We start from the raw sequence: 19,280 nt of genomic DNA on the forward strand, positions 1-19,280 counted from the left end.
GGCCCGGGGCTGGTCGCCCCGCGCCATGAGCTGAGCGGAGACCTCACTCCGACACTTCCTTCATCGTGAAGGCCACGCCCGAGGCGACCACGCAGATTCCCGCATAGACGATCAGCACCATATCCGGCCCCGCCATCGCGAGCGCCGAGCTTGCCGCGCCGAAGGCCAGCAGCATCACCCCCACGGTCGTGTTCGACACCGCCGTATAGGCCGCGCGGTCATCCTTGGGCGACATATCCACGAGGTAGGTCGAGCGGCCCAGCCGCACCCCCTGATAGCCGATCATCAGCCCGAACAGCGCCACCGGCGAGGCCCAGATCGTGCCCATCAGCCCCGACCAGCCCAGCACCACCGCCAGCGCCAGAAACGCGGCTGCGACCAGCCCGGTGAAGATCAGCACCTTGCGCGAGGAGCGATCCGCCAGCCGCCCCCAGATATAGGAGCTCACCAGCGAAGCCAGCGCCGAGGCCAGCACCATCGCCCCCAGCGCGCCGAACCGGTTATCGCCCGCCTGGGCCGCGAGCAGCACGATATAGGGCGGCGCGAGCGCGGTCGGCAGCAGCAGCACCCGCGCGATCACGAACTTGCCCAGATCGGCGTCCTTCCACAGCAGGCTCAGCTCGGACAGGCCGATGCTGCCCTTGTCCTCGCCCGGCTGATCCTCCTCGCGCAGCGTCGAGAACAGCACCGCCGCGGCGACCCAGAGCACGGCGGCCAGCGAGATCGCTCCGATCACGAGGCTCAGCCGCTCCACCACCCCGGTCATCAGGATGATCGCGAACAGGATCACCCCGGCGGCAGAGACGCTCGTCGCAATCCCGGTCGTCGTGCCGCGCCGCGTACGGTCCACGGTCTTGCCTAGCACATCCTTGTAGCTCACCGAAGACAGCGAGCGCGCAATCGCCAGCACGCCCAGCGCAACCAGCATCGCAAGCCCCGCAGCCATCCCCTGCATCGTCAGTGCGATCACCACGATCGCCGCCGCGGCCAGCCCCTGGATCAAGCTCCCCGCCGCCCAGGCCCATTTGCGCTGCGGCATCTGGCGGACATGCGGCGCGGTGAACAGCTGCGGCAGCAGAGAGCCCGCCTCGCGCACCGGCACCAGCCAGCTGACCAGCGCGGCGGGCGCGCCCACCGCCTGCATCAGCCAGCTCAGCACCAGTTTCGGATCGATCAGCCCATCGGCGAGCTTCGTCATCGACAACGAGCCGACATGGCGCAGGAAACTGCCGGGTTCATGCTTCGCCGCGCTGTCGCTGAGCTCTTTTACGTTCCCCGGCGCATCTCCGGTCAGGGTCTCGAACAGGGAGGTGGAGAAAGAGGTGTCGCTGGCGCTCATCGGCTGGCTTCCCAAACATATGTGATTTTTAAAGATTACGCGGGGACAAGCCTTTAGCCTAGTCCCCGGTTCCGGTGTTCCGGCTCCCCTCGCTACCTCTTGAAGCGCCCCCTTGCCGCATGACCGCTTTGCGCTTACGCCTGTAGCCATGACCGGACCCCGATATACCCGCCTGATCGACAGCCTTCCCGCCACCGTGCCCTTCGTCGGGCCCGAGGAACACGAGCGCATTGCCGGCCGCCGCTTCACCGCGCGACTGGGTGCGAATGAAAACGGCTTCGGCCCCTCGCCGCGCGCGATTGCCGCGATGGCGGCGGCGGCAGGCGAAGTCTGGAAATACGGCGACTCGACCAGTTTCGAACTGCGCACGGCGATTGCCGAGCATCACGGTGTCGCGGTCGAGAATGTGCTGGTCGGCGAAGGGATCGACGGGCTTCTGGGTTATCTATGCCGTCTGGTGATCGAACCCGGCGACCCGGTCGTCACCTCGGAAGGCGCCTACCCGACCTTCAACTACCACGTCGCGGGCTTTGGCGGGGTGCTGCACAAGGTGCCCTATGCCGATGACCACGAAGACCCGCAGGCGCTGATCGCGAAGGCGGCGGAGGTGGGCGCGAAGCTCGTCTATATCGCCAATCCCGACAATCCGATGGGCACCCATCACCCGCGCGAGATGATCGAGGCGATGATCGAGGCGGTGCCCGAGGGCACGCTGATGGTGCTGGACGAGGCCTATGTGGAATTCGCCGAAGACGGGACCGAGGCGCGCATCAAAGCCGACGATCCCCGCGTGATCCGGATGCGCACCTTCTCGAAGGCGCATGGGATGGCGGGCGCGCGTGTGGGCTATGCCTTGGCCGCGCCCGAGCTGATCGCGGCCTTCGACAAGATCCGCAATCATTTCGGCATGTGCCGCATCTCTCAGGCAGGCGCGCTGGCCGCGCTGCAGGACAAAACGTGGGCCGCCTATATGCGCCTTCTGGTGGCAGGCGCGCGCGACAGGATCGACACCATCGCGCGGGCGAACGGGCTGAGCACTCTGCCCTCGGCCACGAATTTCGTCGCCGTCGACTGCGGGCAGGACGGTGAGTTCGCGCGGGCTGTACTGCAGGAACTGGATGCGCGCGCGGTGTTCGTGCGGATGCCTTTCGTCGCCCCGCAAAATCGCTGCATCCGGGTTTCAGTCGGGCCGGAGGCCGAGCTCGACGCCTTCGCCGCGGCTCTGCCCGACGCGCTGAAAGCCGCCCGCGCGCGCTGAGCCGCGCGCCCTCTCAGACACAATTCCGCCGATCAAATCGGCAAAAAAGCACCGGCGTCGGCGCGTCTCGCTGCAAGGTGAGTTGCGCCGACTCGGGGGCGCGCCCATGTTTTGCTCAACAACAGGAGCAGACCCATGAGCCGCAAGACTCGCAACGCCCGTATCGCAATGCTTAGCCCGCTGGCCTTTGCCTTGGCCTTCGGCGCTTATGCAGGCATGACCCAATCCAGCCGCGAGATGAAGCTCTCGACGTCGCGCACCGAAGCCCCGCAAATCTCGCGCGAAGCCTCGGAAGAGGTCGAACAGCTCACCGACTGGCTGGAGCGTCACGGTCAGGCCTGACCGGCGCCTTTCGCAATCGCGCCAGCCGCCGCGGCGATGCCGCCGGGGTTGTGCGGGATTTTCAGCGCCTGCATCCCGGCCTCCATCGTCGCCAGCGCGCCGAGCGTCATATGGGCGTTCACGTGGCCCATATGGGCGACACGCAGGAAATCGTTGGCCTCGGGCGTGCCGGGTTCGGCCATCCCGAGCCCGATGCCCAGCGTCACCCCCGCCTCGCGTTCGAGCCAACTGCGCAGCCGCTGGGCGTTGCCCGCCCCGATCCGCGCCGCGGTCACCGAATGGGCGCGATGGGCCGGGTTCGCGATATTGAGCGCGATGTCGCCCTCCTGCCCCCAGGTCTCGAAAGCCGCCCAGACAGCGGAGGCGAGCGTCGCGTGACGCGCCCAGATATGGGTCAGCCCCTCTTCCTCCAGAATCATCTTTAGCGATTCATCCAGGCCGAAGAGGTGATGCGTCGGCGAGGTGCCCCCGAAATACTGATAGACCATCTCGGGGAAGGCGCGCGGCTGCCAGTCCCAATAGGGCGTGACCAGATCGGCCTCGCGGCTCGCGGCCAGCGCCTTGTCGGAGAACCACACGAAGCCCAGACCGGGCGGCACCATCAGGCCCTTCTGGCTGGCGGCGACCATCACGTCGACGCCCCAATCGTCCATCCGGAACTCGTCGCATCCCAGAGAGGCGATGCAATCGACCATCAAGAGCGCCGGGTGACCCGCCGCGTCGATCGCCGCGCGGATCGCCGGCACGTCGTTGACCACCGAGGTCGCGGTATCGACATGGGTGAGCAGCACGGCCTTGATCTCGTGGGTCTTGTCGGCCCGCAGCGCCTCTTCGACCTTTGCAGGATCGGCGGGGGCCTTGATGCCGAATTCCAGCCGCTGAACGTCCACGCCCATCGTGGCCGCGTTGCGCGCCCAGATATTGCCGAAGCGCCCGGTCACGAGGCTCAGCGCCTTGTCCCCGCGCGAGAACACGTTGGAGATCGACGCCTCCCAAGCGCCGTGCCCGTTGGCGATATAGATCGCGACATGGGACGAGGACATCGCCACCCGACGCAGGTTCGCCGCGACCCGCGCCGCGATCTCCTCGATCTCGCCTTCGTAGATATTGGGCGCGGGACGATGCATCGCGGCCAGAACACGGTCAGGCATCGTCGAGGGGCCGGGAATGGCGAGGTAGGGGCGACCTTGGGCAAGGCTCATCGGGTATCTCCGTCTGGCACAACGGACAATCGGTAATCCCGCCCGCCCGCCGCGTCAATCTCGCGCCCGGCTTGCACGTGCCCCCTATCTCGCGGTAATTCACGGGCTTAACCGCGTGCCGAATGGCGCGCCTATCGCATGGTGCCTCGTGGCCAAGACTGCAAATCCTTACACGTCGAAACACCTCGCGGGCCGGATGTGGCGCGATTATCTGCTAAAGCACTGGCCGATGATCGGCGTGTCGATGGTGCTTCTAATGATCGAAGGCTCGACGCTGGGCGCGCTGAGCTGGATGCTCAAGCCGCTCTTCGACAAGGTCTTCGTGCAGGGCGAGAGCGGTCTGATCTGGTGGGTCGGCGCCGCGATCTTCGGGCTGTTCCTGATCCGCGCCGTGACCTCGGTGGCCTCGCGCACGGTGATGACGAGCGTCTCGCTGCGCACCTCTAGCGATATGCAGACCGATCTGTTCCGGCACATGCTGCGGCTCGACCAGCATTTCTATCAGGCCAACCCGCCCGGCGCGCTGATCGAACGCGTGCAGGGCGACACCTCGGCCGTGCAGAACGTGTGGAAGATCTTCATCTCCAGCACCGGGCGCGACGCGGTCTCTCTGATTTCGCTGTTCGGCGTGGCGGTCGCTATCGATCCTGGCTGGACGCTGGGGGCCGTGATCGGCGCACCGCTCCTAATCCTGCCGGTCGCGATGGCGCAACGCTATATCCGCCGCAAGACCCGCCAGATGCGCGAAAGCTCTTCCGAACGCGCAACCCGGCTCGACGAGGTTTTCCACGGCATCGCCGCCGTGAAGCTCAACGGGATCGAGGAGTATCAGGCGGGGCGTTTCTCCCGTCTGGTGAACGAAGTCCGCATCGCCCAGATCAAGACCACCTTCATCTCCGGCCTCGTGCCCGCGATGATCGACATCATCACCGGTCTCGGCTTCTTCGTTGTGCTGATCCTCGGCGGCCAGCAAATTCTGGAGGGCGAGCGGTCCGTCGGCGATTTCATGTCTTTCTTCACCGCGATGGCGCTGGCCTTCCAGCCGCTGCGCCGTCTCGCGAATTCCGCGGGTGCCTGGCAGACGGCGGCCGCGAGCCTCGAGCGCATCTATCGCCTGTTCGACACGCAACCGACGATTACCTCGCCCACGCAGCCTGCCGCCCTGCCCGAGACCACGCGGATCGAGTTCGACGACGTGCATCTGCATTACGGCGACAAGCACGTCCTGCGCGGCCTCAGCTTCGTTGCCGAACCCGGCCAGACCACCGCGCTTGTCGGCCCCTCGGGCGCAGGCAAGACCACCGTGTTCAACCTGCTGACCCGGCTCGTCGATCCCGATAGCGGGCGCATCACGCTGGGCGGCACGCCGCTGAACGATCTCGGCCTTGCCGAACTGCGCCAGCATTTCTCGACCGTGTCGCAGGATTCCGCGCTGTTCGACGAGACGATCCGCGAAAACGTTCTGCTCGGGCGGCAGGAGGTCGATCCCGACCATATCCAGACCGCGCTCGAAGCGGCCCATGTGACGGAATTCACCGACCTTCTGCAAAACGGCATCAATACCGGCGCAGGCCCGCGCGGCTCGGCGCTGTCGGGCGGGCAACGCCAGCGGGTCGCCATCGCGCGCGCCGTCCTGCGCGACGCGCCGATCCTGCTGCTCGACGAGGCGACCTCCGCCCTCGACACCGTCTCCGAGGCCAAGGTCGCGCAGGCGCTGGCGGACCTGAGCCAGGGCCGCACGACGCTGGTCATCGCCCACCGCCTGTCGACTGTGCGCAATGCCGACAAGATCGTCGTCGTGGTCGAGGGTCAGGTCGTCGAACAGGGCACGCATGACGAGCTGCTGGCCAAGAACGGGCCCTATGCGGGGCTGTGCCGGATGCAGCTTCTCGATTGAGTTGGCATTCCCGTCCCGGCTGCCTACATGGGCGGGGAAAGGAGACCTCTATGGCCGAGCGCATTCTCTACGAGATCACCGGTGCGGATCGCGAGCACTTCCTGCAAGGGCTGGTGACGAACGACGTGAGCCACGTGAAAGACGGGCTGGTCTATACCGCCCTGCTGACGCCGCAGGGCAAATACCTTGCCGATTTCTTCCTGCTCTCGCGGGGCGAGGCGATCGTGCTCGATATCGACGCCAGCATCGCCGAGGCGACGATCAAGCGGCTGAGCATGTACAAGCTGCGGGCCGATGTCGCGATCGTCCCCTCTGATCTGAAGGTCTATCGCGGCACCGGGCCCGCGCCCGAGGGCGCGCTGGCCGATCCGCGCCATCCCGACATGGGCTGGCGGCTCTACGGGGACGAAGCGGGCGATGACGGCACCGATTGGGACGCGATCCGCGTTGCGCATTGCATCCCTCAGACCGGTGTCGAACTGACCCCCGACACGTTCATCCTCGAGGCCGGGTTCGATCGGCTGGACGGCGTCGATTTCCGCAAAGGCTGCTATGTCGGCCAGGAAGTCACCGCACGGATGAAGCACAAGACCGAGCTGCGCAAAGGCTTCGTCACGGTCGGGATCGAAGGCCCTGCCGAGCCGGGAACCGAGATCACCTCGGACGGGCGCAGCGTCGGGCGTCTTTTCACCCGTTCGGGCGATCGCGCGATCGCCTATCTGCGCCTCGGACGCGCATCGGGCGAGATGTCGGCGGGTGACGCGGTGGTCACTTATTTATGACCAGCAAGGATCAAATGTTTCGGAAAGCGCAAGCCCCATCCATGCGTTTTACGGAACATCGTGACGCAGAGGAAACGACCGCAAGAAATCCTTCGTAATACGAACGAATTCGCGTAATCTGAAGACCATCAATAGAGCGCAATTTCAATCACTTAGGAGACCATCTAGGCCTTTGTGCGTTCGCGCTTCGCAAATAGCCGGCCTTGAATTCCAGCGGCACACGCTTACTTCGCGTGCATTGCGATCCCTTGTGAGGGGCCTAGCTTTTGGTGAACGGCAAAGGTGATATGCGCCAGACGCATACCTGCCATGTGACCCAAGGCATATCGAATCGGGGGCCGAACGGCCTAGATGGCCCTCACGCCAGGAAACGCAAGAGCAATAACAAAGGACGGAAGAATGCGCGATTTCGTTGACGGCTCGGCCTTCAATTACGAGCAGGGCCAACGAGCCCGCAAACTGTTCGCCGCTGTGGTTCTCGCGGCGCTGGATGATGCGATTGCAGACGACAAGAAATACGGCAACGGTCCCGAGCAGATCGCCCGCTGGGCACGCTCGCGCGATGGTCGTGAAGTTCTGTCCTGCGCCGGCATCGATCCGAACGAGCGCGTCGTCCGGGGTTTGATGGAATTCGTCGGCAAAGGTGTCCGCACGTCGGTCGCTCTGTCGCGCGAAGAAAGCGAACGCCGCCTCGCCGCGATTTCGGACGAGCACGAGGCCGAAGCCGCCTGATCCTGTCAGGCGCCACGGCGACAGTTGGATACACAAAACGGCGCGCCCCACAGGGCGCGCCGTTTTGAATTTCTTGGGTGTGTTTTCGCGATGATCTAAGGGGACGTCTTGCGTGCCTTGTCGGTGGCATGAGCTTCCCGGTCGATGCACGCTTTGCTGGCCGCGCAGAGCAGGGCTAAGTCGCTCTCGGGCGTCCCTGCCCGAGCATCTCCACTCAGTCCAGATCGCGGCTCATCAGAGCGCGCTGCACTTCGCGACGCACCATCTTGCGCAGGTTGCGCGTGATCTTCGCACCGAGCGCGCCTTGAAGCTCTTCGCGCAGCAGCGACGACACGAGGTGCCGAAGCTGGGTCTCGGTCATCGATTGCGCCAGCGGATGCAAGGCGGCATCGGGCTGGTCCGATGTGGACGCAAGCTCGGCCTCGAGCGCGGCGATCTCATCCGCCTCGAAATCCTCTTCGAGCGACGCACGAAGCTCCGCATAGCTGGACGTCCGCGACTCCGGCTCCGGGGCACGCGCCCCGGCATCGCTGAGATGCAGGCGACGCGGCGGCGTATCAGCCGCATGCTCGCTAGCCTGCACGAAGTTGGGAGCACTGTCAGCGCCGTCCATCTCCGGCGTGAGATCTTCCCAATCCTGCGCTGCGGTGGCGTCCTGCAGCGACTCAGGCTCAGCCTCGGCCCCCGGCGGCACGTCGAAGCCGATCACGGCCTCGGTCGCGAAGGCCTCATCGTCGATGCTGATGTCTTCCGGCTCGGCCTCTGCGGGAGCGGCGTCATCGAAATTGAGCCCCGCCAGAGGGTCATCCTCGGCGGACGTATCGTTCTCGGCGCTCTCCAGCATCTCGGCGGCAGCGTCCGCGTCGCCTTCAGCTGCGTCGCCTTCCGGCGCTTGGGGCGCGACGAAGCCGGCCACGTCCTCCCACTCGGCGCTGGTGAAGGTCTGCTCCGGATCGGAGCCCTGATCCCAAACCGGCGTAAAACTTTCGGGTAGTTCGGTCAGCGGCGCGGTGCCTGCCGGTTCGAACCTGTCGCCCGTCTCGGATTCGTAATCGGAACCATCGCGCGCCACTTCCGCCTCAAGCTGGGCGAGCGAGCCCTCCAGCCGCTTGAGCTCATCGTCAAAGCTGCCCTGCGGCAATTCCGCCTCCGACGGCCAGGGCTCGGCCTCTGCATCATCGAATTCGGGTTCGAAATTCTGCGGCTTGCGACGCGCCTCGGAAAGCGGTGCGGGCTCCGCCGACCCGGCGGGCGCCTCCGACAGGTCGGCGGCGTCATCCTGCGCCTCTGCGGCTTCCTCTTCCGGCGAAACACCCGGCGCGGACCATTCGAGATCGTGGATATCGCCTTTCGACCCCGCCTGAGTGTCCGACACGAGATGCGCAGGCGTCAAAACCAGAGGATCGGGCGTCGAGCCCTCCCCTCTCGAGGTCGGATAGCTCTCGGCCACACGCGGGCTGTCCTGCGACACCAGTCGCCGGATCGATGCCAGCACATCTTCGATTTCGGGTCTGGGTCGGGTATCAGCCATGATCACTCCATCCTGCCGCGCGCACGCGCGCCTGTCCAGCCGTGACGGATCCGAAACTGCGAGGGACACCCGGAGGCTGCGATGCCTGCGCCACAGCGGCGCGGCAGGCGGGCCCGAAAGCCCGCCGAAACACCGTTCGGTCGTTACTGGCCGATGGCCTTGAGCACACGATCCAGACGCTTGCCCTGCGGGCTGAGCGTGAGGGGCGCGGTGCGGACCGAGTTGTAATAGGCCGCGGGATCATAGGTCGGAATTCCAAGCTTCAGGTTTTCTACCGTCAACAGACCCATAGCGGACAAAAGTTGATAATAAGCTACCTGCAGAGTGGCCGCCGCGTCGATCCGGCCCGCCTGCGCATCCAGCAGGTCCTGTTCAGCCGAGAGCACGTCGAGCGTGGTGCGCGCGCCCAGAAGCGCCTCTTCCTTGACGCCCTGATAGGCGGTCCGGGCTGCAGTGATCTGCTGGTCGTAAGCAGAGATTTGCGCCTTCGCGATGTCGATCGCCGCCCAGGCGTTGGCCACGTTTTGCGAGACTGTCACACCGGCCTGGCTCAGCTGCGCGCGGGCCGATTGATCGTTCGCCACGGCCTGACGCTGCGCCGAAAGAAGCGCGCCACCCGAATAGAGCGTCTGGTTCAGCTCAATCCCGGCGGATTGCGTCTGCACGCCCTGCTCTTGCTGGCGCAGGCCAAGCGAACCGGTGATTTTCGGCAGGCGATTGGCGCGGGCGTAATCCACGCCGAGGTCATAGACCGCGACGGTGTGCTGCAGCTGCTTGATGCTCGGATGGGTGCGCAGCGCGATGTCACGTGCAGCGTCCAGCGAGCCCGGAAGCGACGGACGCTTCGGGAAGGCCGCGAGGTTGCTCGGATAGTGGCCTGTCGCCGCCTTATAGGCCTCGCGTGCGGAGCGCAGGTTGCCCTGTGCCGCAGCGAGCGAGGCGCGGGCGGAGGCCAACTGCGCCTGAGCGAGCGACACGTCGGTCTTGGTGACTTCACCCACTTCGAAACGGTCGTTCGAGGCCTTGAGTTCTTCGTTTAGGACGCGCGCCGAGTTCTGGTTGATCGCAACCTGCTCGGAGGCCGATTTCACGTCCGAATAGGCTTGGATCGCCGACAACAGCACGTTTTGTTCGACCGAGCGCAGACCCTCACGGGTGGCCAGCACGGTCTCTTTCTTCATCGAGACATTGATCTTGTTGCGACCGAAATCGAACAGCGTCATCGACGCGCCGAGCGAGGTCGAGGCGCTCTGCGAGATCGCCCCCGTGGCGTCGGAATTCAGGTAATCGTAGCTCGCGGTCCACTGCAGGACCGGGCGCAGATTCGCGACCGCCTGAGCGACGTCTTCATCGGCGGCCCGCAGCGCGGCCCGGTTCTGCTCCAGCAGGTTCGAATTGCGATATGCAGAGACCAGCGCATCGGCGAGCGTCTCCGCCCCTGCCGCGACCGGCCCAAATGCGGTAGCCGCGACCAAAGCGGTCATAGTCAGAGTCTTGCGCAGCATCGAATGTCCCTCGTTTCCTGTATCGCCGCAGATGCAGGTGTTGTCCCTCTGCCGCCGGGCGCGATTGCTTCAAATTCTATCGGCTCAGCGCCCGATTGCATATCCTGCAAAACAGCTAGCCTATTCGATGTGCTCCTCAGAGCACGAATTCACGCGGCTTCACGAACCCCTGGAGGACAGGTGCGGTGCCATTGAAAAGATCGCGCCAGCTCATCGCACCGTCGATCTTGTAACCGATCCGGGCGACCCCGAGGGCGCCTTCCATGAAAATTGCGGTGATCCGGCCGCCTTCTTTGAGTTGCTCGATCAGCGCGGCGGGAACGGTTTCGACCGCCCCTTCGATGAGGATCGCGTCATAGGGGCCATGCTGCGCCGCGCCCTCGGTCAGCGCGCCGGTGACGACGGCGACATTGTCGGCCCCCGCCTCTGCCAGCGCAGCCTCTGCCTGCGATGCCATCTCTTCGTCTTCGAGCGCGACGACCGCCTCGGCCATCCGAGCGATCACGGCGGAGGAGTAGCCGAGCCCCGCGCCCACATCGAGGACCAGATCATCGGGCTGGATGTCGAGCGCATCGAGCATCTTCGCGAAATTGCGCGGTTCCAGCAGCACGCGGCCCTGCGCCAGTTCGAGGTTTTCCCCGATATAGGCGGCTTCGCGCTTGGCCGCGGGCACGAATTGCTCGCGCGGCACATGCAGCATCGCCGCGATGATCGGGAATTTGGTCACATCGCTGGGACGGACCTGCGTGTCGACCATCATGGTGCGGCGCGTAGCGAAATCTTGCATGTCGAGAACTCTTCGGTAGCAAACCCTTGTGGCCGGTTTTGCCACAGAAGCAGGGTCTGAGCAAGTTATGCGAGAGGGCCCTCGGACCTGCTCTTGCGCTCAGAGCCGACGTCGCCTGCGCACAATGCGCCAAAGGCACAACTCGCCTCTTGCGCGGGCGCTTGCGATACCGTATCTGACGCCAACACCACGGCGGCGAGTTGGCGGAGTGGTGACGCAGCGGATTGCAAATCCGTGTACACCGGTTCGATTCCGGTACTCGCCTCCAAATTTTTCAATGACTTACGTCGCGCTTTCTCGTTCAGAAATCGGATTTTGAAACAAGCGTTGAAACTTTCACGTTCCCTTCTTGTTCTGTTCCATTCGATTCCGGGCTTCTTGGGCCTGCTGTGCAAAAAGTCGCTGTCGGACCTCACCACCATATTTTTTCAGCATTTCTACGCCCGAGTGACCTGTGACGGCCTTCACCATTTCGTCGTCGCATCCAGCTAAGTAGAGCTCGATCGTCGCATTCTTGCGCAGACCGTGCGTGACATATTTCTTAGCTTGCGGATGCTTCATGCTTGCCTTCACCTTACGCATCTCCTCGGCGATCATGCGGTAGCTTACTGGCCGCCCCTTTGCATCTGTGATCACGTTAAGTCCCTTCTTCGGAACCGCAGATAGATACTCCGCCAAGCGTTCGGTGAGCGGGATCCACAACTCCTTGTCAGTTTTGCCTTGCTTAACCCGATAGACGCCCTCCGAAAGGTCGCCCCAACGGATCTTCACCACATCGCCAATGCGCTGGCCGGTCCCGATACAAAGTTCGTAAACAAGCCTTGCTCTAGCTGTTGCAACTTCTTCGAACTCTTCGCGCACATCCTGCGGCCACGGCTCCCAGCCGTCACTTTTTTGCTTCAGGAGAGGAACGCCATGCGCCGCGGTTTTGTCACCGGTTCCTTTAATAAAGCCTTTCAGTCTTGCATGGTTGAGGAGCACCACCATAACCTGAACGAGATAGTTCGCTTGGCGCCAATGATGCCTGTTCGCTTGCTGTAACTCGTAGATGTGCGTTGTTTCGATCTTAGCCGGCTCATAGTCGCCCCAAATATCTCGAATATGGCTAATATACTTGTGGTAGTCGCTTTTCGTGCGGGGAGCGAGTTTCTGAAAAGCCTCGCTTTCATAATAGCTTAGAATAAGGGCCTCAAAGTTCCTCTTGGAAGGAGCTGACTTTTCTGCCTTAAGAAGCCGATTATAATGATCCCAAAATTCTGGCGACCCCGGCTCCTCGTGCATCATCTCTGACTGGCCGCGAGCCCGGCGAATAAACCGAACATACTCACGATCTTCGTAGACATATTTAGGGAGCGCTCTCCTCGTCATTTCTTCCCCATCCTCAGATCACCGCTGAGGAAGTCATCAGGGTGTTCTTGTTCAATCTTCGTCATGTGGAGGATGACACAGCCATCTGGCTTAATCTCGATCCGCGCGCCGGCCAATCCAGCGTCGGACAATTCGCGCACAAGTGTGGCGACAAGTCTTTTCGAGTGTGCCTGGGGGCTTGTGGCCATCTTCTTTCCTAGCGATATTCCCTCTTGGGGCCTGAATTTCCGAGGTTTTGGCCCCGCATTCCCTATTGTGGTGCTTTGGGGTGAAATACCGAAGAGGTTTCGTTCCTCAATCCACAGGAAATCGTGGACAGGATGTAGCCGTTGCCTACGCCACATGGGCCCGGGCGCGGCTCTTCTGCTTCGGCGTGAGGATTAGCCTGATTGATCTGGAGCTTCGATTTTCTTTGCTCTCGACCTAGATCGGCAGCCATTCTCGTCTGAATAAACTTCGCGGATCGAGCACATGAAGCGTTCTTCAATCACGTGTTCGGAACTCGATGGAGACGTCAGACGGCATCCAATTCGAACGCCCCTGCTAAAGAAGATTTCACGACCTTGATCACGCCACGAGCGGCCTTTGTCGGGCTGCATCAGAAACGCTCCCCACTCCGACTGGTGTGCCACGCAATCACTCTGCGTCTGCAAACAAGCTGAAACGCGCGACCAACGCTAAATTCTCGGGAGAAAGCGCACCTTCATGACACTGCCCCCGAGGCGTCTTTCACGAAAGCGAATAGCACCTCCTGTTTGTGAAGAAGATGAACCTTTGCCGCGCGGCTCCAATATTCGGAAGACAAGCGAAGCAACGCCTTCTTCGCGGAAACACCTCACGCTTCGATCAGTGCCCCGTCGCGGAGATGGATCAGCCGATCGAAGCGGTCGAAGATTTTCTCGTCGTGCGTCACGGTGAGAATACAGGCTTCCTGCTCGACGGCGAGCTTTCGCAGCAAATCCATCACAAGCTGAGCCCGCACGGAATCGAGAGCAGCCGTTGGCTCGTCGGCAAGAATGATCCGTGGTCGGTTCGCTAATGCGCGCGCGATGGCAACGCGCTGCGCTTCCCCACCTGACAGATGCGCGGGCTTGACCTCGGCGCGATGTCCGACCTCGAGATAATCCAGCAATTCGCGTGCCCGTGCTTTCGCCGCCGCAGGCTTCCAGCCCGCGAGATTCAGCACCACCGAGACATTCTCTTCGGCTGTGAGGAACGGAAGCAAGTTATGCGCCTGAAAGATGAAGCCGATTTTGTCGAGACGAAGTTGACGCAGGTTGCCACGCAGCCATCGGCCGTCAAACACCGTCTCGCCATCGAGCAAGAGACGGCCTGCCGAGGGGTCAACAATGCATCCGATAATGTTGAGCAGTGTGGTCTTTCCCGAACCCGAAGGGCCGAGCATCGCCACCACCTCGCCCGCATGGATCTGCAAATCGACCACGCGCAATGCATCGACGCGTGTTTCACCCTCGCCATAATGCTTGGCTACGCCTGACACATCGACGAGAAGGTCACCAATTGCCATATCAGCCTCCAATCGCCGTCGCAGGGTCAACCTTGAGCGCGGCACGGATACCGAGCCCGGAGGCCACGATGCAGACACCAACGATGATCCCGGCAAGCACCAATGCGTTGGTGGGCTCCAGCACAACACGGCGAGGAAAACTGTCTTTCACCAGCAAAATCAAAGACAGCCCGATCGCCCAGCCGGAAATTCCCAGGATCAGAGCCTGCTGAACTATGAGACCGAGGATCGTGCGATCTGGTGCCCCGATCAGCTTGAGCGTCGCGATCTGTTTCAGCTTCTCCATCGTCATCGTGTAGATGATCAGCGCGATCACCACTGCCGAGACGGTGAGCAGGATGCCCAAGAATAGACCGATCTGGCGGCGTGCGCGATCGACGACCGATGCGAGCAACAGTTCTTCTTGCTGTGCCTGGGTCAGGGCGCCCAGATGTTTCCATTGCCTGATCGTCGCAGCCACCCGCTCAACATCGGCATCGGGCTCGATCCGTGCAATTACTGCGGCGACATTGCTGGCGTCTGGCGATGTTGCGCCACGCGCCGCGCGGACCCTCTCGGCTGCGGGATCGAGTTCGCTTTGAAGGGCCATCGCGTCGGAAAGCGTCATGAAGACCGCGGGGTCACCGCCGGAGTTCATCGCATTTTCTGTCAGCCCGACGACGGTAAACCGGTTTCGTCCGATACGGATCGTGTCGCCGACCTGAAGCGCCGACTTTCGGTCGGCCACCAGTTCGTAGTGGCTGCGCCCAAGCCCACGCCCATCAGTGATGGTGGAGGGACCTCCGGGACGACCGCGCTCGTAACCTATAACATATAGCCGAAGCGTCTGCGTCCCGTGCTGTGCCTCGATCGTCTGGTAAGTGATCGCGCCCGCGTCAGAGATCCCCGGAAGACGCGCCACCGCATCGCGCGTCGCGGAAGGTAGCGAAGACGCCTCGGCAAAGGGCCCCTGAGTATTCGCCTCAACGACCCAGAGATCTGCGCGCGGTGCTTTGACTGCCGCAAGTGCATCCGAAACAAGACCGTTATAAATCCCGATCATCGCCAGCACGACAGTCATCAGCAACCCCAACCCGAAGCAGGTCAGGACAAAGCGAAACAGGCTATGCCGGATATCCTTGAGCGCAAGATTCATTCGTCTACCTCGACTCTCACCTTTCGGCCTTCGACAGCGCCTTTGGGAACCGGCGAAACAACCTCTGCGCCTTCCGGCAGACCGTCCGTCACCTCTGCGCGGCCGAGATCGTCGCGCGCACCGAATTCCAGGGTCGCCTGCGCGAGCGCACCATCCTGCGCTATCCAGACCGTTCCCGAAGCACCGTCGAAGCCCGTGATATCGACCTCGGGCACCATCAACGCCCGATCGCGATGACCCGTCGTGACCAGAGTCTCAGCCTGTTCGCCCAGATACATTTCGGCGGGGCAATCCGCGCAGGCGAGCCAGACCTTGCGCTCCTCGTTGACGCGGTCGCTTTCCAGCCCGATCCGCACGATTTCGCCATGAAACTCTTGTTGCGGGCGCGAACGAAGACGGATGGCGCCCACCTGCCCCAGCGCAAGCTGACCCGCGCGCCCCTCGTCGATATAGGCCTGAATCCAGATCGTCTGCGGATCAATCAGGCTGAAGATCGTGTCACCCGCCTTGACCACCGTGCCGGCCTCGGCCTTGCGCGCAATGATCAAGGCATCATAGGGCGCCGCCAGAACGTGTTTTTCCAGAAGCGTGCGGGCCGATTGCAGATTAGCATCCGCTTCCGCCGCCTGAGCCCGCAGCACCATCAGCTCGGTTTCGGCCACCGCGAGATCGGCGCGCGCCACATCGAGATCGCGCTGGGTTTCCTCCGCGCTCTGCTTTGAGGCGCGATCCGTTCGTGCAAGTTCCTGCTGGCGCGTATTGGCCGCCTCGCGCTGTGACAAAACCGCCTGAGCGCGTGGCAGGGCAGCTTCCGCCTTGGCGAGCGCTGCACGTGCCGCTTCCACCCCCGCATCAGCCTGGGCAACGCGCGCCTGTTGTTCTTCGGGATGCAAACGCGCCAATTCCTGCCCAGCCATAACACGATCACCAGCATCTGCTGACAGGCTCTGCACGGCGCCCCCCAGTTCGAAGCCAACGGCGCTCAGCACACGTGCCTCAACTGTTCCCAAACCATAAATCCGGAGCGTGACATCCGTCTCTGGCGAAAGCACCGTTACCGGCAGCGGACGGTGGCGCAGCACCCAAATCCCAACCGCCAGCGCGACTGCGGCTACACCGACGACAAACCAGCTCTTACGCATCTCTCAGCCATCCTTCCTGCATTCGAGCAAGCGCAGTTGCACATCCAGCAGCGCCAGCCCGGTCTCTTCCATTGACGACGTGCGCGGCCCGAGCGCCCATCGGATCGCGGCGCCCTGGACAAGCGAGCTCAGCAGATAAGCAGCATCACGCGGCGTGAGATCGACCGATACCCGCCCCTGTGCTTGTGCGGCGGCGATGTCCGCCTCAAGCGTTTCATGGAATACGCTTAGGCGCTCCCGAAAAGCCCCGCGCAGAACTTCGTTCTCGGTCGTCAATTCTCGCGAGAACAGGAGCATTGGGATCGCCGGAGTGCGCGCGATCACCCCAAGCTGTGCCGCCACCAATGCGCGCACCCGGTCCAGCGGATCTGACACACCCTCGAGCGCTGCCTCCCAGGCTGCCGCCAGGGTGTCGGTGACATGCTCGGCGACCGCACCCCAAAGCTCCGCCTTGGACGGGAAGTGCCGGAACAGAGCCGCCTGTGTCAGCCCGATCTGTTTCGCGACCGCATTCGTAGTCACGCGATCAGGGCCGATCTGGTCGGCCATCTCGAGGACGGTCGAAACGATTTCTGCTTTTCGTAGATCTGCGGATTTTCGCATCACATGCCCATTAGTAAGTTATTGATTACTTACTAATGGGTGGCTTTCGAAACGTCAACTGGCTCTTAGAACTGAAACCAATCCCGCATTGCCAGCGACCATTGCTCTCGGAATTTGCGAAATCGAAAGCACCCTCGGTGGCCCGTCAGGCGCCCACAAGACCGCGCGCATCGTCGAACCAGTCGTTGAGCGCCTCGAGTGAGAAAGGAAGGCGACAACCATATCCGCCCGTAAACTCATCATAAGCAAGTTCGTTCAGGCCGTTGATACCAACGAGGACGGGAATTCCCTGCAGTATAGCTTCAGCAATCACCGGGCGAAACCCGCGCCCCTCGGACTCCATCTTACCGAACTTATTCACGACAAGCAGATCGGCTCCACATGCAAGGCTATGTGAAACCGCTGCGACAGAAGCCTCAAGCGCTGCAGGATCAAGGCGGCAGCCGCGAGATCCCTCGCCAAGTGATTGCGAGATCGATAACACCGGCCCGTCGGGCAAAACCTTAATATCCATATCGCAGGCATGGCTTTTGGGCCGATCAATATTGACCTGAACAACGCCGCACACGCGATGCCCTCGCGCAATCACCTGTCGGGCAAAGCGCGCCATCAGAAAGTCCACGTCGCCCCGGCCAGGGCTTTGAATAGCTGCGATAGGAAACATTTCATGTCCTTTCCAATCAATCATTCGCCAAGATTCAGCGCTGCACATCCTCACCGAAAACGCTCGCGCGCGTGATGGTGCAGTCGAGGTCAGCGAGAACCCCGTCCTTGAGCCCATAGATCAATCCGTGAACCTTGACGGGCTCTCCTGCGGTCCAAGCTTGCTGAAGAATTGGTGTCTCAGCTATGCGTCGCACACCCTCGATCACGTTGAGCTCGGCCAAACGGTCGCGCCGGGCCTCGATATTGGCCAGCTGCCCCAGATCAATCGCATAGGCGCGCGCAAGACGACGAATTGGTTCAAGCCAATGGTCCGTGAGACCGCCGAGCATCTCCTCGGTCGCAGCTTTGACACCGCCGCAGCCGTAATGACCACAAACGATAATCTCGCGAATACCAAGGCTTTCGACGGCAAATTCAAGCGCACTCAGCAAGTTCATGTCTGAAGAATGCACGACGTTGGCGACGTTCCGGTGGACGAAGACCTCGCCGGGATCAAGCCCCGCAACAACATTCGCAGGCACGCGGCTATCGGCGCAACCAACCCAGAAGAACTCCGGGTTTTGCCGCGTCGCAAGACGTGAGAAATAGCCAGGCTCCTCCGCCTTGCGGCGTTCCGACCAAGTGCGGTTGCGGGTGAAAAGATCGCTCAGCATCGCTTTCGTCCCTATGCCGCCAGATCGACCCCAGAGATATCTGCTCGTGCGGCGAGCTCCGCCACGAAGGCGCGCACTGCGCGTGTCCAGGCTGCCTTCTCCATCGCTTCGGCAATACGCGGACGCACGGTCTCGTATGGCAGTGGAGCGCCTTCGGCGACCGCATCAAGCCGGATCACATGCCAGCCGAAGCGACTGAGCACGGGCTCCGCGGTAAGCTCTCCTTCGCCAAGCGCACGCAGCGCTTTCTCGAACTCAGGAACGGTGTCGCCCGGGCCGAGCTGGCCGAGGAAGCCGCCCTCGCCGCGCGACGAGCAGTCGCTATTCTCCTTGGCTAGACGCGCAAAGCTTTTGGGTTTTTCGATCGCCTCTGTCGCCAAGGCGCGCGCGCGGGCCTCAGCTGTCTCGCGTTGCGCCTCGTTGCGCGGATCGCAGGCGATCAGTATATGCGCGGCTTCCCAAAGCGGCGGGGCGCGGAACCGCGTGGGATCACGGCTCCATTCGACTTGGATATCCTCCTCGGAGGGAGGCGTCACCTCGACGGCATCCTCGAGAAGCGCACGGATCAGAGCCTCGTCCTCGGTCTCGATCTGTCCCGGAGCGACCTCCTGAGGGTCGACGTCAATCGCACGTTGCTCCGCTTCTTGCAGAAGAAGCGCGCGAACCGCGAGCGCATTGGCCGCCTTGCGCCAGGCAATGCCGGGTTTGTCACTCGGGCCGTTATGATGCTGGGCTTCCGCAGCAATCGCCGCGGAAGGGATAGTCTGGCCATTCACGACCACATCGGGAAAGAGCGGTTTGGTCATTGCT

19 protein-coding genes and 1 tRNA gene are annotated in these 19,280 nt (G+C 62.6%); 6 read left to right on the plus strand and 14 right to left on the minus strand.

What is annotated here, in order from left to right:
- Positions 1–43: 43 nt before the first annotated feature.
- Positions 44–1,339: an MFS transporter gene (locus BMI88_RS12240; RefSeq protein WP_078549114.1), complete on the minus strand. Its 1,296-nt coding sequence runs from the start codon at positions 1,337–1,339 to the stop codon at positions 44–46.
- A gap of 148 nt (positions 1,340–1,487) precedes the next feature.
- Here BMI88_RS12240 and BMI88_RS12245 point away from each other — a divergent pair, with 148 nt between their 5' ends.
- Both BMI88_RS12245 and BMI88_RS12250 read left to right on the plus strand, forming a co-directional pair.
- Positions 1,488–2,597: a pyridoxal phosphate-dependent aminotransferase gene (locus BMI88_RS12245; protein ID WP_078549116.1), complete on the plus strand. Its 1,110-nt coding sequence runs from the start codon at positions 1,488–1,490 to the stop codon at positions 2,595–2,597.
- A gap of 135 nt (positions 2,598–2,732) precedes the next feature.
- Complete coding sequence (locus BMI88_RS12250; protein WP_078522440.1) at positions 2,733–2,939, plus strand: hypothetical protein; 207 nt, start codon at positions 2,733–2,735, stop codon at positions 2,937–2,939.
- Here BMI88_RS12250 and BMI88_RS12255 read toward each other — a convergent pair.
- Complete coding sequence (locus BMI88_RS12255) at positions 2,930–4,141, minus strand: aminotransferase class V-fold PLP-dependent enzyme (protein WP_078549118.1); 1,212 nt, start codon at positions 4,139–4,141, stop codon at positions 2,930–2,932. The two genes, BMI88_RS12250 and BMI88_RS12255, sit on opposite strands and share 10 nt — an antisense overlap.
- Positions 4,142–4,337: 196 nt before the next feature.
- On the opposite strand from BMI88_RS12255, the gene BMI88_RS12260 reads away from it, so the two are divergent.
- The 3 genes from BMI88_RS12260 to BMI88_RS12270 all read left to right on the plus strand — a co-directional run bounded on the left by BMI88_RS12260 (position 4,338) and on the right by BMI88_RS12270 (position 7,552).
- Complete coding sequence (locus BMI88_RS12260) at positions 4,338–6,038, plus strand: ABC transporter ATP-binding protein (RefSeq protein WP_078549120.1); 1,701 nt, start codon at positions 4,338–4,340, stop codon at positions 6,036–6,038.
- A gap of 50 nt (positions 6,039–6,088) precedes the next feature.
- Positions 6,089–6,820, plus strand: coding sequence for a folate-binding protein YgfZ (locus tag BMI88_RS12265; protein ID WP_078549122.1), 732 nt, complete (start codon positions 6,089–6,091; stop codon positions 6,818–6,820).
- 399 nt (positions 6,821–7,219) lie between these two features.
- Positions 7,220–7,552 (plus strand): DUF6280 family protein, encoded by a 333-nt coding sequence (locus BMI88_RS12270; protein ID WP_075773874.1) that lies wholly within the window; start codon positions 7,220–7,222, stop codon positions 7,550–7,552.
- A 214-nt stretch (positions 7,553–7,766) separates the two neighbouring features.
- Here BMI88_RS12270 and BMI88_RS12275 read toward each other — a convergent pair whose 3' ends face one another.
- The 3 genes from BMI88_RS12275 to BMI88_RS12285 form a co-directional block, all read right to left on the minus strand.
- Positions 7,767–9,083 carry a hypothetical protein gene (locus BMI88_RS12275; RefSeq protein WP_078549125.1) on the minus strand — a complete coding sequence of 439 codons (1,317 nt, stop codon included), beginning with the start codon at positions 9,081–9,083 and terminating at the stop codon, positions 7,767–7,769.
- 143 nt (positions 9,084–9,226) lie between these two features.
- Positions 9,227–10,588 (minus strand): TolC family outer membrane protein, encoded by a 1,362-nt coding sequence (locus BMI88_RS12280; RefSeq protein ID WP_078542289.1) that lies wholly within the window; start codon positions 10,586–10,588, stop codon positions 9,227–9,229.
- 136 nt (positions 10,589–10,724) lie between these two features.
- Positions 10,725–11,375, minus strand: coding sequence for a protein-L-isoaspartate O-methyltransferase (locus BMI88_RS12285; protein WP_078549127.1), 651 nt, complete (start codon positions 11,373–11,375; stop codon positions 10,725–10,727).
- A 194-nt stretch (positions 11,376–11,569) separates the two neighbouring features.
- Here BMI88_RS12285 and BMI88_RS12290 point away from each other — a divergent pair.
- Positions 11,570–11,643: transfer RNA gene (locus BMI88_RS12290), tRNA-Cys, on the plus strand.
- Positions 11,644–11,711: 68 nt separating this feature from the next.
- Here the strand turns inward: BMI88_RS12290 and BMI88_RS12295 are convergent.
- The 9 genes from BMI88_RS12295 to BMI88_RS12335 all read right to left on the minus strand — a co-directional run bounded on the left by BMI88_RS12295 (position 11,712) and on the right by BMI88_RS12335 (position 19,276).
- The gene (locus tag BMI88_RS12295; protein ID WP_078522433.1) at positions 11,712–12,743 is read right to left on the minus strand and encodes a tyrosine-type recombinase/integrase; all 1,032 of its coding nucleotides are present in this window, start codon (positions 12,741–12,743) and stop codon (positions 11,712–11,714) included.
- A complete protein-coding gene (locus BMI88_RS12300; protein ID WP_078549130.1) occupies positions 12,740–12,931 on the minus strand; it encodes a hypothetical protein in 192 nt (63 codons plus the stop codon). The genes BMI88_RS12295 and BMI88_RS12300 overlap by 4 nt, the downstream gene beginning before the upstream one ends.
- Positions 12,932–13,578: 647 nt before the next feature.
- Positions 13,579–14,271 (minus strand): ABC transporter ATP-binding protein, encoded by a 693-nt coding sequence (locus BMI88_RS12305; RefSeq protein ID WP_078549132.1) that lies wholly within the window; start codon positions 14,269–14,271, stop codon positions 13,579–13,581.
- A gap of 1 nt (position 14,272) precedes the next feature.
- Complete coding sequence (locus BMI88_RS12310; RefSeq protein ID WP_078549134.1) at positions 14,273–15,406, minus strand: ABC transporter permease; 1,134 nt, start codon at positions 15,404–15,406, stop codon at positions 14,273–14,275.
- Complete coding sequence (locus BMI88_RS12315) at positions 15,403–16,548, minus strand: efflux RND transporter periplasmic adaptor subunit (protein ID WP_078549136.1); 1,146 nt, start codon at positions 16,546–16,548, stop codon at positions 15,403–15,405. Before BMI88_RS12315 ends, BMI88_RS12310 begins: the two co-directional genes overlap by 4 nt.
- Before the next feature lie 3 nt (positions 16,549–16,551).
- Positions 16,552–17,151 carry a TetR family transcriptional regulator gene (locus BMI88_RS12320; protein WP_078549138.1) on the minus strand — a complete coding sequence of 200 codons (600 nt, stop codon included), beginning with the start codon at positions 17,149–17,151 and terminating at the stop codon, positions 16,552–16,554.
- Between the two features lie 145 nt (positions 17,152–17,296).
- Entirely contained in the window at positions 17,297–17,839 is a 543-nt protein-coding gene (locus tag BMI88_RS12325; protein ID WP_078549140.1) for a DUF2478 domain-containing protein, read from the minus strand.
- Positions 17,840–17,849: 10 nt separating this feature from the next.
- A complete protein-coding gene (locus BMI88_RS12330) occupies positions 17,850–18,470 on the minus strand; it encodes a carbonic anhydrase (protein WP_078522426.1) in 621 nt (206 codons plus the stop codon).
- A gap of 11 nt (positions 18,471–18,481) precedes the next feature.
- Positions 18,482–19,276 carry a peptidylprolyl isomerase gene (locus BMI88_RS12335; RefSeq protein WP_078522425.1) on the minus strand — a complete coding sequence of 265 codons (795 nt, stop codon included), beginning with the start codon at positions 19,274–19,276 and terminating at the stop codon, positions 18,482–18,484.
- Positions 19,277–19,280: the final 4 nt, after the last annotated feature.

This window comes from Thioclava sp. F36-6, from assembly GCF_002020305.1.
In the GTDB taxonomy this organism is placed as follows: domain Bacteria; phylum Pseudomonadota; class Alphaproteobacteria; order Rhodobacterales; family Rhodobacteraceae; genus Thioclava; species Thioclava sediminum.